The sequence below is a fragment of the Massilia putida genome (assembly GCF_001941825.1).
Classification (GTDB): Bacteria; Pseudomonadota; Gammaproteobacteria; order Burkholderiales; family Burkholderiaceae_D; genus Telluria; species Telluria putida.
In genome coordinates this window covers 5516868-5529901 of sequence record NZ_CP019038.1, presented here as the reverse complement: position 1 = coordinate 5529901, position 13034 = coordinate 5516868, and the positions used below count along the sequence as shown (strand labels likewise).

Genomic DNA, 13034 nt, shown 5'->3' with positions numbered 1-13034 from the left:
GCGTCAGTAGTCTTCGAGCCGGAACGCTTCCATCGACGGTATCACGCGGTCGGCCCGGTACAAGACCTCCGGATTGCCGACGCCCACCGCGAACATGCCCGCATCCTTGATCGACGCGACGCCGGCCGCCGCATCTTCCACGCCCAGGCAGTCCGCGGGCGGCACGCCGAGGTGCGCGGCCGCCGTCAGGAAGATCTCCGGGTCCGGCTTGCCGTTGACGACGGTGGCGGCATCGACGACGTCGTCGAAGCGGTCGCGGATGCCCAGGCGGTCCAGCACCGTGAACGCGTTGCGGCTGACGGACGCGAGGCCGATCTTCAAGCCCGCCGCGCGCACCTCTTCCAGCGCGCGCAGGGCGCCCGGCAGCAGGTCGCCCGGGGTCATCGTCGCGATCAGTTCCTGATAATGGCCGTTCTTCGCATCCGCCAGCTTACGCTTTTCCTCAGGCGTGTACGCGCGCGGCGCGCGCGCGAGGATCAGCCCCAGGGATCCCATGCGGTCGACGCCCTTCAGCTGCTCGTTGAACGCTTCGTCGAACGGCGCGTCGACGCTGTCCGCGAGGCGCTTCCACGCCAGGTAGTGGTAGTGCGCCGTGTCGGTGATGACGCCGTCGAGGTCGAAGATGACGGCTTTGAAGCGGGTGCTCATGACTGGTTCTCCATGCGGATGTGCGCGCGCTGCGCGTCGAGTGTGATCGTGGTGCCGGCATGCGCGAACGTCAGCCGTTCGCCGCGCAGCAGGCGGTAGTCCGTGCCCGTGGCGTCGACGGCGACGTCCAGCAATGCGCCGTGCGCCTGCACCTTGAAGCGGTAGCCCGTCCACCGATCGGGGAGCGTGGGCGCGAAGCGCAGGCCGGCGTCGTCGAGGCGCATGCCCGCGAAGCCGTACGCGACGCCGAGCCACGTGCCGGCCATCGCGGCCGTGTGCACGCCGTACTGCGTATTCGCGTGCGTGTTGTCGAGGTCCAGGCGCGCCGTCTCCATGAAGTAGTCGTAGGCCTTGTCGCGGTAACCGACTTCGCTCGCGACGATGCTGAAGATGCACGAGGACAGCGAGGAATCGTGCGTCGTCACGCGTTCATAAAAGTCGAAGTCGCGGCGCTTGTCGTCCAGCGAGAACTGGTTCGACAACAGCAGCAGCGCCAGCACGACGTCCGCCTGCTTGCACACCTGGTGGCGGTAGATGACGAGCGGGTGGTAGTTGAGCAGCAGCGGGTAGTTCTCTTTCGGCGTGTTGTCGAAATCCCACGGCTTCTTGGAGAGAAAGCTGTCGTCCTGCTCGTGGATGCCGAGATCGGCGTCGTACGGCAGGAACATCGCGGCGCTGGCGTCGCGCCAGGCCTTGATCTCGCCGTCCGCGAGCCCGATGGCGTTCGCCACGCGCGCGTAGTCGGCGGGGCGTTCCGCGCGCAGGCGCTCGGCGACGTCCGCCGCGAACGTCATGTGCATGCGCGCCATCGCGTTCGTGTAGTAATTGTTGTTGACGAGGGCCGTGTATTCGTCCGGTCCCGTCACTTCGTTGATGCAGAAGCGCCCCTTGCGGTCGTAGCCGCCGATGCCCGTCCAGATGCGGGCCGTCTCGAGCACGATCTCGGCCCCCTGCTCCGCCATGAAGTCGAAGTCGCCGGTGGCCAGCAGGTACAGGCGGATCGAGTACGCGACGTCCGCGTTGATGTGGTATTGCGCGGTACCGGCCGGGAAATAGGCCGAGCATTCCTCGCCCGCGATCGTGCGCCACGGGTACAGCGCGCCCTTGTCGTGCGCCATCTGGCGGGCCCGCTCGCGCGCCTTGGGCAGGCCGTTGTAGCGGTACTGCAGCAGCGCGCGCGCGATCTCGGGACGCGAGAACAGGAAGAACGGGAACACATAGATTTCCGTGTCCCAGAAATAGTGCCCTTCATAGCCCTCTCCCGTCACGCCCTTGGCCGCGATATTCGTCTTGCCGTCGCGGCCGACCGACTGCAGCAGGTGGAACTGGTTGAAGCGCACGCCCTGCTGCAGGGCGTCGTCGCCGGCGATGGCGACGTCGGCATCGATCCAGAAGCGGGCCAGGTAGTCGGCCTGTTCCAGCGCGAGCGCATCGAAGCCGGCGGCTTCGGTACGGGCCAGTTCGGCGCGCGCGTGCGGGCCGACGGCATCCTCCGCCATGTCGCGCGAGCTGGCGTAGGCGACGTATTTGTGCAGCGTGAACGTGCTGCCCTGTTGCAGGTCGGCCTCGAAGGCGTGACCCAGTCCGGCCGGCTCGACGCGGGCGGCGCCCGATACGGCGACCGACGTCGCGGTGGCCAGCGTAAAACCGCTGTGGCGCGTGCGCTGCAACAGCAGCACGTCCTGCGCGCCGACCTCGCGCGCAATCTCGATCAGCGAGGGGCCCGTCAACGCCGACCCGACGCGCGGATCGTCGCCGGCCTGCAGATTGGTCACGTCCGCATCGATGTCGGCATCGATGCGCACGGCACCCGAGAAATTCAGCGGCGTGACGGCGTATTCGATCGCGGCCACATGCTTGCGCGCGAGGGCGACCAGGCGGCGGCTGGCGATGCGCAGGCGCTTGCCCGTCGTCGTCTCCCACTCGACCGTGCGCACGAGCAGGCCGGTTTTCAGATCCAGCGTGCGTTCCCACGCCAGCACGCGCCCGCTATCGAGAGAAAAGCGTTCGCCATCGACGACGGCTGCCACGCGCTTGGCGTTCGGCACGTTCAGCATGAACTCGTTCACGCGTGCCAGGCCATACGCGTTCTCCGGATAGCGGATCGCCTCCGTGTCGTGGAAGCCGTTCAGGTAAGTGCCTTCGAGCGTCTGCCCGGCATGCTTGAGCGTGCCTTCGTCCGGTGTGCCGCGCATGCCGATCCAGCCGTTCCCCAGGGTGAACAGGGTCTCGTGCAGGAACGCGCGCGCCGGGTCGCACGCCGTCTCGCGGATGCGCCAAGGTTCGGCCGCGATGGCGCCATTGTTATCGATGTCATTACTCACTTCGGTTTCCTCGTCTCGTGCGCGGAGCGCGTTCTTCATGCTTGTTGGGGTGCGGTCAGGTGTGACGTACGATCAGCGTGGTCGGCAGCATTTCGGAATGCGCCGGCCGGCCATCGATCATGGCCAGCATTTTTTTCGCGAGCAGCACGCCGCCGTCGCGCAGGTATTGGTGGACGCTCGTGAGCGGCGGCACGAAGCTGGCAGCGCCCGGCGTATCGTCGTAGCCGACCACGGAAATGTCGTCGGGCACGCGCAGGCCCGCTTCCGTCAGCGCGCGGATGGCGCCCATCGCCAGCAGGTCGCTGGCGGCGAACAGGCCGTCGATGCTGTGGCCGCTCTTCTTTTTCAGCAGCGACGTCACGCAGTCGAAGCCGGCTTCGAACGTGAACGCTTTCGGGCGCAGGATGTGCACGGTGGCGCGGCCGGACAGCGCGTCGATGAAGCCGGCGCAGCGTTCCTGCACCTCGGCGTGGTCGACGTCGCCCACGAAGATCAGCTTGCGCCGGCCCTGTTCCAGGAAGCGCTCGGCCACGCTGGCGCCGCCCTTGCGGTTGTCGGAACCGACGACGGTATAGGTGGCGCCCTCTTCCGGCGCGCCCCAGACGACGAGGGGCAGCGTGGTCTGCTGCAGGGCTTTCACGGCTTCGCCGTGCGAGCCCTGGCCCAGCAGGATCAGGCCGTCGGCGCCCTGCACCGGGGCCGTGTCGAGCAGCTGCTTGGACGTGAGGACGACGCTGTAGCCGGCCGTCGTCAATTCCTGCGTGATGCCGCCCAGGAGTTCGAGCGGATACGGGTCGGACATCGGCCGCCCCTTCACGGGCGTCATCTCGACGACGACGGCGACGGAATACGAACGGCGCATGCGCAGGTTGCGCGCGCTGATGTTGAAACGGTAGCCCTGCTCTTGCGCGATCTTGCGGATCTTTTCCCGCGTGTTTTCCGTCACGAGCGGGCTGTCGCGCAGCGCACGCGATACCGTGATCGTGGAGACGCCTGCGATCTTCGCCAGGTCTTCCATCGTCACGGCAGAATCGCCGGCTATCGGTTTCTTCGCTTGCGCCATAGTGTTCGTGAGCAGTAAATCTTGGAGTAGCGGTAACAGATTACTTGAGCGGGACGCATTATGACAGATCTTTTTTTGCCGTGTCGACAAAAAATGACATCGATAGCATTTTGATTGACATCGATGTCAATCCAATGTTTCAATGGCCAACATTCTTGCTCGATAACCACCACGTCGGGCAGAAAACGGGGAGGAGACGCCCCGCAGCCGGTTCCCAATCACAAGAGAGCACAATATGAATAACCCCATGCTGAAAAACACCATGCAGTTCCCGCAACTGTCGGCAGTTGCCCTCGCAGTCCTCGCCCTCGTGGCCCACTCCCAGGCCAGCGCCCAGCAGGCTTCTCCGGTGCCCGCGCAGGACAACGTCCAGAAAGAAATCCAGCAAGTCGTCGTGACCGGTACGGCATCGGCCTCCGGCACGCGCAAGATCGATACGAGCTTCTCGATCACGACCGCGACCGAGGAACAGCTGAAGCAGGCCGCGCCGTCCAGCACGGCCGACGTGCTGAAGATCGTGCCGGGCGTGTACGCCGAAGCGACGGGCGGCCAGTCCGGCGCCAACATCGAAGTGCGCGGCTTCCCGTCGGGCAGCGACTCGCCGTTCGTCTCCGTGCAGATGAACGGCAACCCGATCTATCCGGTTCCGGTGCTGTCGTTCTTCGAAGGCTCGTCCGCCTTCCGCCTGGACGACACGATCGAGCGCGTGGAAGTGCTGCGCGGCGGTCCGAGCACGATCTATTCGAGCGGCCAGCCGGGCGCCACGATGAACTTCATCATGAAGAAAGGCGGCGACGAGCCGGAAGGCAGCTTGCGCTTCACGACGGGCACCGGCAGCCTGCGCCGCTTCGACGGCGTCTACAGCGGCAAGATCGCCGACGGCTGGTACGGCATGATCGGCGGCTTCTACCGCACGACGAACGGCGTGCGCGACGCCGGCTTCCCGGCCGACGACGGCGGCCAGCTGTCCGCCTCGCTGACCCGCAAGCTCGACCAGGGCGAACTGACGGTCTACGCCCGCTCGACGTCCGACAAGAACGCGTTCTACACGGGCGTGCCGCTGATCTCGTCGAACAACGGCCACACGATCTCGTCGTTCCCCGGCTTCGATCCGCTGCGCGGCACCTTGATGAGCAACGAGATGCGCAACTTCACGGTGGAAGCGGGCCCGGGCAAGACGCTGACGTACGACCTGGGCGAAGGCCGCGGCCTCTCCTCGAACCTGGTCGGCGCGGATTTCCAGCAAAAGCTGAACGGCTGGGACGTGTCGAACAAGTTCAACTACTTCAAGGGCGACCTCAACACGATCGCCATGTTCACGGGTAACAACCCGCTGAGCGCGGCCGATTACGTGAGCCAGGCCATTGCTTCCGCCAACGGCAATGCGGCCGTGGTCGCGGCGGCCGGCGCACCGGCCACGAGCGGCGCCATCACGTACACGAACGGCGGCGGCGCCGTCGCAGGCAACCAGCAGGTGGTGCAGGCGGGCCTGTGGGCCGTCGAGAAAAAGCTGCGCTCGTTCACGGACGAATTCCGCGTCAGCAAGGATATCGGCTACAACAACACGATCACGGCCGGCGCCTACATCGCCAACTATTCGTCGCACGACGTCTGGTACCTCGGCAACAGCCACTTGATGACGGCCACGCCGAACGCGCGCCTCATCGACGTCAAGCTGAACAACGGCGCCATCGTGTCGAAAAACGGCACGGACGGCAACGTGTTCTACGCGCCGATCGCGTCGTACGACGGCCACAACACGGCCGTGTTCCTGGCGGACGAATGGCGCATCAACGACCGCATGAAGGTCGACGCCGGTATGCGCCACGAGAAGCAGCACATCTCGGGCTCGATCTCGAACCTGACCTCGGGCGACACGGACAACAACCCGCTGACCGTGTACAACAACGGCACCTCCATGCCGAGCGGCAGCTTCACGGGCCTGTCGCGCGACGACACCGCCAACTCGTTCACGGCCGGCGGCCTGTATAAACTGACGCGCGATTCGAGCGTGTTCGTGCGCGCCAACCAGGGCCACACGTTCATCTACTTCGACGACCTGCGCAACGCCGGCAGCCAGGACGTGGTGAACGACCGCAACCGCGTCCCGACGCCGAAAGTCACGCAATACGAGATCGGCTACAAGACCGCGACCCCGCTGTACAGCGCCTACGTGAACGCGTTCTTCACGGACTTCACGGGTATCTCGTTCCAGCAGATCACGACGACGGGCGTGCTGTATTCGGTGAGCGGCTCGCACGGCAAGGGGGTGGAATTCGAACTGGCCGTGCGCCCGATCACGGGCCTGCAGCTGCAGCTGACGGGCGACTGGCAGGATTCGACGTACAAGGACAATCCGACCATCGCCGGCAACCAGGTGCAGCGCCAGCCGAAGTTCCAGTACCGCTTCTCGCCGAGCTACCGCCTGCCGATCGGCGATTACGCGCTGCGCTTCTACGGCACCTACGCGCACGTGGGCGCGCGCTGGGCCGACCAGCAGAACACCCAGTACCTGCCGTCGTATAACACGCTGGACCTGGGCATCCTGGCCGAGCTGTCGGACAAGCTGGAATTCCGCGTCACCGGCACCAACGTCAACAACGCGCTCGGCCTGACGGAAGGTAACTCGCGCCTGGTCGGCGCCAGCGTCGGCCCGATCAACGCCCGTCCGATCTTCGGCCGTGCGTGGGAAGCCTCGCTGACCTACCGCTTCTGATGTAACGCTTCATCTCCTCTTCTGCTGTACCCTCTTGGCGGGACTTCGGTCCCGCTTTTTTTCGTCAAGACCCGTCGAATCGCAATTGCCGTCGGGTGGGCATTTGAGGCCGGGGCCGCAAATGAAACGTGCCCACCGAACGTCCGCGGACCGCAAACGTCTGCCTGGCACGGGAGGTCCACGCTACGCCCGGAAAGCGACAACTCATTTCGTCGCGGCCGCGACGTTGATGAACGGGATCGCGCCGCCCGCCACATTGGGCAGCTTGCCGTCCCATTTCTCGATGGCCAGGCGCTGGTTTTCCATCTCGCGCAGGCGGATCAGTTCCGGCGTCACCTGCTGGCGCTGCACGGCCAGCGATTCGGCCTCGGCGCGCGCCTGGGCCACGCGCTGCTTCGCTTCCACTTCGATGCGCTGCAGGTCGCGTTCGGCCTTCAGTTTGAGCTGCTCGGCCGTCGTCTTCGCTTCGATCGCGTCGTTGAACGAGCGCGAGAAATTGAAGTTCACGATCGAGAATTCGTCGACCACGATGCCGTGGCGGGCCAGCCGTTCGCGCAGCTGGGCGATGATCTGGTCGCGCACGTCGGTCCGCTTGGCGATCAGCTCTTCCGCCGTGAAGCGCGCCGTGACGGCCTTCACCGCTTCCTGCACGGACGGGATGATGATGCGCTGGCCCGGCTCGTTGCCCAGGTCGCGGAACACCGTCATCGCGGCGTCCGGCCGCACGTGGTAGTTCAGCGCCACGCGGGTGTGCACGGTCTGCAGGTCGCGCGAGGCGGCGTCGCCCTCGCCCTCGCCCTTCTGGATCGAGACGTTGACGAGGTTGAGCTTTTGCGCCAGCGGCACGCGGAAGTGGATGCCCTCGCTCAGCACCTGGTCGCTCGGGCTGCCGAACGTCGTCATCACGCCTCTCGAGCCCGCCGGCACCGTCCCGAACGGCGCCAGCGCGAACAACAGGATCAGCACGACGATCGCGACGACGAGCTTTTTGCCCGCATTCAATGACACTCGATTCATTTTGATTCCCTTTCAGCTATATTGACGACAGACAAAGTGTATAGCTGACAGGTCACCAGAAGAACCAGAAATATCAGAAATTGAACTTCGGAAAAGCCGAAGACGAACGGTCACAGCCGCACTTGCGCAAGCAACGCGCGGGTCCGCTCGAGCGTCGACGACAAGGCGGTCTTGTAACCCTTGTCGCTGTCCATCCAGGCCTGCTCGGCCTGCGCCTCGGGACGCCCGGCGCCTTGCCGCGCAGGCCGGTGTAGCAATAGAACTTCAGTTGCAGCGCGCCGGTCTCGGCCTCGAACAACTCGTTGACGATGACGCCTTCGCGCGGGCCGCTCGCCTGGAAGAACGAGACCTTGTGTTCCGGCTCGAAGACGATGATTTCGCGCAGGTCGGCGCCGCCGATGGTCGCGTCGCGCACGATATGCGTCGCGCTTTCCTCGACGACGTCGCAACGCGTGCACAGGTTGGGCGGGAGGAATGCGCGGGCGTCGCGTGCCTTGAGCACGAGTCCGCTCCAGGCCTGTGCGCGGGTCAGCGGCATCTCCCCTGCCGGGTTGAGAAGCAGAAATGGTGCCGGTTGACGCTTCACAGCTTGGACGTCCCACAGGTGCGCCGATAGACGGCATATTTGGACACCCCGTCTCGCTGGTGAAACACATGGCTGCGGATCAGCGCGCTGCTGCTGTTCTCGCAGACGGCGATGGGAAAACTGGCGGCCGGGTTCGCGTTGCGCTATCCGGAGGTCCGGCTGGAAGTCACGACGGAAGACCGGCCCGTCGGCATGGTCGAGGAAGGTGTCGACCTCGTGACTCGCGTGAACCCGGATCGGGACGAGAACCTCGTGGGCCGGATCTTCTTGCGCGACCGGCTGGCCGTCGTGGCGAGTCCGGCGCTGGCCCGCCCGCGCCGGGCGGCGCCCGCCGTCGTGCGGACCGGGAGCGAGCACACGGCCTGGATCGTGACGGGACAGCCCGACATCGCGATCGACCCGGTGCTGCGCCTGTCGTCGCTCGCGATGGTGCGCGACGCGGTGCGCGCGGGCGTCGGCGCCGGCTGCCTGCCCGTCTCCGTCGTCAGCCACGATCTCGCCGCCGGCACGCTGGTGCGCTGGGGCGACGTGGCCGGGCCCGAGATCGCCTTGTGGGCGCTGTATCCGTCGCGCAAGCTGCTGAGCGCACGCGTGTCGGCCTTCCTCGACTACCTCAAGGCGGCGTTCCCGCAAGGCACGCCGGACGAGCTGGCGGCTTACCTCACCGGGTAAGCGGCCGCGGCGCCACGCCCTCGTGCGTCATGACCACCGGCCGGATCGTGCCGTCGTCGTTGAAATACAGGCGTTCGATGGCCATCTCCCGATGGTTGCCCTCGTCGTCGCCCAGCGGCCGGCGGTGGTAGGCGATATACCACTCGTCGGTGCCGGGCACGTTGACGATGGAATGGTGGCCCGCGCCCCGCGCGATGCGGCCGTCCTGCGCGAGGATCGTGCCGATCCGCTTGAACGGGCCGAACGGCGACGTACCCATGGCATAGGCGACGCGGTAGTCCGGCCCCGTCCAGCCGCCTTCCGACCACATGAAGTAATACACACCCTTGCGCTTGGCCATGAACGGGCCTTCGACGTACGCCGGGTCGGGCGTGATCTCCTTGTACGTGGTCCCGTCCGGGAACGGCACGACACCGAGCAGGTCCGGCGCCAGCTTGACGACGTTGGCATGCTTCCAGCCGCCGTAGACCATGTACGCCTGGCCGTCGTCGTCCTTGAAGACCATCTGGTCGATCGGCTGCGCGCCGTTGCGGATCTGCCCGATCAGCGGTTTGCCGAGTGCATCCTTGAACGGTCCTTCGGGACGATCGCTCACCGCCACGCCGATGCCGCCCAGCTGGTCGTTGCTCTTGATGTCGTTCGCGCCGAAGAACAGGTAGTACTTGCCCCGGTGTTCGATGGCCGACGGCGCCCACACGGCGTAGGCGGCCCAGGCCACGTCCGCGACATCCAGTACGTGCTCGTGCCGCGTCCAGTGCACCAGATCGCGCGACGAGAAGGCGTTGATGAACGTCTGCTTGAGGAACGGTGCCCAGATCAGGTCCGACCGGGCCCGCATGCGCTGCTGTTGCGCCGTGAACGCCCGCGACCGGTCCGGCGTGCCGAAGTCGTCGGAATACGTCGGATAGATCCAGTACGTGTCGTCGAAGATGCGGATTTCCGGATCGGCGTACCACCCTTCGACGATCGGATTGGCCGCATGCGCGGCGACGCCGGCCATGGCCGCGGCCGCAAACAGCAGGCGGCGCAGGGCCGGACGGATGTTCATCGTGTCGGAGTCTCGGGAAGGTTGAAGCGGAACGTCGGTTCGATGTGACGCGCGTGCAGGAGACGGACGATGTCTTCCAATGTCGCGTCCTTGAGCAGCAGGCCCTCCGGCACAGGGACGTCGCGCGGCGCCGGCGGGGCGGGTTGCCGCACCGGCGGCGCCGGTGCCAGCCGGGCCAGCGCTTCGTCAAACTGCTCGGCCGTGATGCTGTCCAGCCCGTCGAGAAACGCGACCTGCCCCGCCGCGGGCGGGGGCATGTCGAGCCCGGATTCGTCCGCGAACGATGCGCCCATGCCCGGGTGGATGAACGCGGCCCATGTGCCGGTGGCCCCGTTCAGGCACGGCGGCAATTCGACGGGGTCGGTGACGACGTCGGCGGGCGGCAGCGTGTCCGGCCACAAACGCCCCAGGCCGTCGACGAAGCGGCGCGCATCGGCCACCGTGACGGGCGTTGCCAGCGACAGCCACAGCACGAAGCCGCCCGCGCTGGCGACGCTCACGGCCGGCGCCGGAAAACCGAAGTCGGCCTGCAAGCCGTTCGCGACGGCGCACAGGCGCTCCCAGTGCTGGACGTTGCTGCCAGCCGCGTTGCGGAACGGGATCGCGATGGCGCGCGTGAACCCGTCGTTCGATGCGAGGCCGACGGGCGCGCACGCCCCGCCGGCGCTGCGTTGGGCCAGTGCCTGCGCGGCCGGGCTGTCCGGCAGCAGGTACAGGCGGGTCAATTCCGAAAGTAATTTGTCCATTCCGACATTCTGACACAGCCGTACGCCGCCGCGCCGGCGCCGCTCACGTGTGGTGAGCCAGCTTGCCGCGCAACATATCGAGCTGCCCCTTGATGGCAGCCAGCTGGGACGGCGCGCAGCCGGTGGCGCACAGTACGCCCTCGTAGATCGCGGCGGCTTCCTGCTCCAGCGCGCGGCCGGCGGGGCTCAGGGCCACGACGACCTGCCGCTCGTCGAGGGCGGAACGGGTCCGGGTCACGAGTCCGGCCGCCTCCAGCCGCTTGAGCAGCGGCGTCAAGGTGGCCGAGTCCAGGAACAGCCGGGCGCCGATCTCGGACACCGTCTGCTCGTCCTTTTCCCACAGCACCAGCATGACGAGGTATTGCGGGTAAGTCAGGTCCAGCTTGCGCAACAGCTTGCGGTACACCTTGGTCATCGCCAGGCCGGTCGAGTACAGCGCAAAACACAACTGGTCGTCGAGGACAGGCGTCCGCCTCCCTTGCTCCGCAGATGTTTCGTTCGCTTCCATGATGCCAGTGTAGGCCTTCCGCGGCGGTGCGGCGCACGGCAGGCGTCACGCCGCGGCCTCGTGGCCTTCGCGCGCGACGACGCGGTTGCGCCCGGCGCCCTTGGCCTGGTACAGCAGGCGGTCGGCCACGTCGACCCAGGCCAGCGGATCGTTGCGCTCGGCCAAGGCGGGATGGCCGACGTACACGCCCATGCTGAGGCTGACGCGCCCGGCGGGGTTGTCCGGATGGCGCAGGTCGAGGCTTGCCACGACCGCGCGGATCCGGTCGGCCACCGCGTTGGCGCCGGCCAGATCGGTATCGGCCAGGATCACGGCGAATTCCTCGCCGCCGTAGCGCGCGGCCAGGTCGGCCGGACGGCGCGCGCCGTCGGCGACGGCCCCGGCCACCTTGCGCAGGCATTCGTCGCCGGCCAGGTGGCCGAAGCGGTCGTTGTACTGCTTGAAGTGGTCGATGTCGGCCATGACGAGGGCGAACGGCGCGCCGCTGCGGCGCGCGCGCTCGTATTCGCGTACGAGGCGGTCCTCGAACAGGCGGCGGTTGGCCAGGCCCGTCAGGCCGTCGCGCTCGGCCAGGTTCTGCAGCGAGGCATTGTGGCGCTGCAGCACGGCGCCCGCGCGGCGCAGGTCGCGTTCGAGCCGCTCGCGGACGCGGATCTGGCCCACGAGGATGCCGCCGCCCCAGGCCAGCACGAGCAGCGCGGCCAGGCCCAGCACCGCCGTCTGCAACGTGTTGCGGCGCCAGCCGGCCAGGATGTCGTCCTTGGCCTCGCCGCTGGCGACGAACAGCGGGAAGCCCTGCAGGTGCCGGTAGCTGTACAGGCGCTCGACGTTGTCGATGCGCGGCGTCAGCATGACCGAGCCGGGCTGGCTGCTGCGCCCGGCCCGTTGCCAGATGGTGCCGTTGCGGATGTCCATGCCCACCTGCTCGTCGTGGAACGGGCGGCGGTAGATCAGCGTGCCGTTGTCGTGCGCCAGCACGATCGTGCCGTTCTTGCCGACGTCGAAGCTGTCGTAGAAGCGGCCGAACCACGCCAGATTGAGCGTGGCCAGCGCCACCCCCGCGAAGCTGCCGTCGGGCGCCTCGATGCGGCGCGACAGCGGCAGGATCCACGCGCCGGTCGAGCGGCTGCGCACGGGCACGCTCACGTGCGTGCCGCGCCCGGTGTGCAGCAGGTGGTATTGAAAATATTCGCGATCAAAATTATTGCCCTGCATGGGGCGCGGCAGCGACGACGTCAGCCACTTGCCGTCCGGGCCGTAGACGAACAGGCCGTGCAGTTCGCCGACGTCGCGCGTGATGTTGCGCAGCCGATTCGTCAGGCGCGTCGTGGCCTCGTCGTCCAGGCCGTCGTGCTCGATGCGCTCGACCATCTCGGCCAGCACGGCGTCGCCCAGCTTGATCGACGTCTCCGCATGCGATGCCAGCGCCCGCGCCATATTGGCCGTGGCGACGCGGCTGTCTTCCAGCTCCTTTTGATACGCGTGCCACGCGCTCCACGCCTCCAGGCCGGCCAGCAGCAGGCAAAAACAGGACAGCAGCCCGATGGCCAGCGCGACCAATGGGCGGCGCGGCACGTCGAGCACAGGCAGTGCGGGACCGGCCTGTCCGGCCTCGTGGCCGGCGCTGTCATCGGAATTGTCCATGCGATGCTCCGAATCGCTCCGGGATCCAGCTTAGCCGCGTCGCGGCGTGGCGTCCACCGGCG

Annotated in this window: 10 protein-coding genes and 1 pseudogene; 2 read left to right on the top strand and 9 right to left on the bottom strand. The window is 66.9% G+C overall.

The window, feature by feature from the left end; translation table 11 throughout:
- Positions 1-3: 3 nt before the first annotated feature.
- From pgmB to BVG12_RS26735, 3 genes are read right to left on the bottom strand one after another with little or no spacing between them, the layout of a single operon-like run.
- Positions 4-648 carry a beta-phosphoglucomutase gene (gene pgmB / locus BVG12_RS26745; protein ID WP_075795049.1) on the bottom strand — a complete coding sequence of 215 codons (645 nt, stop codon included), beginning with the start codon at positions 646-648 and terminating at the stop codon, positions 4-6.
- Positions 645-2972 (bottom strand): glycoside hydrolase family 65 protein, encoded by a 2328-nt coding sequence (locus tag BVG12_RS26740; RefSeq protein WP_075796576.1) that lies wholly within the window; start codon positions 2970-2972, stop codon positions 645-647. The genes pgmB and BVG12_RS26740 overlap by 4 nt, the downstream gene beginning before the upstream one ends.
- 55 nt (positions 2973-3027) lie before the next feature.
- Entirely contained in the window at positions 3028-3990 is a 963-nt protein-coding gene (locus BVG12_RS26735) for a LacI family DNA-binding transcriptional regulator (RefSeq protein WP_179966297.1), read from the bottom strand.
- A 280-nt stretch (positions 3991-4270) separates the two neighbouring features.
- On the opposite strand from BVG12_RS26735, the gene BVG12_RS26730 reads away from it, so the two are divergent.
- Positions 4271-6751 carry a TonB-dependent receptor gene (locus BVG12_RS26730; protein WP_229503723.1) on the top strand — a complete coding sequence of 827 codons (2481 nt, stop codon included), beginning with the start codon at positions 4271-4273 and terminating at the stop codon, positions 6749-6751.
- A gap of 204 nt (positions 6752-6955) precedes the next feature.
- On the opposite strand, the gene BVG12_RS26725 is transcribed toward BVG12_RS26730, so the two are convergent.
- A complete protein-coding gene (locus BVG12_RS26725; RefSeq protein ID WP_075795047.1) occupies positions 6956-7768 on the bottom strand; it encodes a prohibitin family protein in 813 nt (270 codons plus the stop codon).
- Between the two features lie 73 nt (positions 7769-7841).
- Positions 7842-8306 (bottom strand): AtaL-like protein, encoded by a 465-nt coding sequence (locus tag BVG12_RS26720; protein WP_229503722.1) that lies wholly within the window; start codon positions 8304-8306, stop codon positions 7842-7844.
- 120 nt (positions 8307-8426) lie between these two features.
- On the opposite strand from BVG12_RS26720, the pseudogene BVG12_RS26715 reads away from it, so the two are divergent.
- Positions 8427-9026, top strand: a pseudogene (locus BVG12_RS26715) (substrate binding domain-containing protein); the annotation flags it as partial.
- Here BVG12_RS26715 and BVG12_RS26710 read toward each other — a convergent pair.
- The 4 genes from BVG12_RS26710 to BVG12_RS26695 are packed head-to-tail and all read right to left on the bottom strand — an operon-like array spanning position 9016 to position 12972.
- Complete coding sequence (locus tag BVG12_RS26710; RefSeq protein WP_075795046.1) at positions 9016-10074, bottom strand: glycoside hydrolase family 43 protein; 1059 nt, start codon at positions 10072-10074, stop codon at positions 9016-9018. The pseudogene BVG12_RS26715 and the gene BVG12_RS26710 overlap by 11 nt on opposite strands.
- A complete protein-coding gene (locus BVG12_RS26705; protein WP_075795045.1) occupies positions 10071-10820 on the bottom strand; it encodes a hypothetical protein in 750 nt (249 codons plus the stop codon). The genes BVG12_RS26710 and BVG12_RS26705 overlap by 4 nt, the downstream gene beginning before the upstream one ends.
- 43 nt (positions 10821-10863) lie before the next feature.
- Positions 10864-11328: a MarR family winged helix-turn-helix transcriptional regulator gene (locus tag BVG12_RS26700; protein ID WP_075795044.1), complete on the bottom strand. Its 465-nt coding sequence runs from the start codon at positions 11326-11328 to the stop codon at positions 10864-10866.
- 45 nt (positions 11329-11373) lie between these two features.
- Positions 11374-12972 carry a sensor domain-containing diguanylate cyclase gene (locus tag BVG12_RS26695; RefSeq protein ID WP_083685454.1) on the bottom strand — a complete coding sequence of 533 codons (1599 nt, stop codon included), beginning with the start codon at positions 12970-12972 and terminating at the stop codon, positions 11374-11376.
- Positions 12973-13034: the final 62 nt, after the last annotated feature.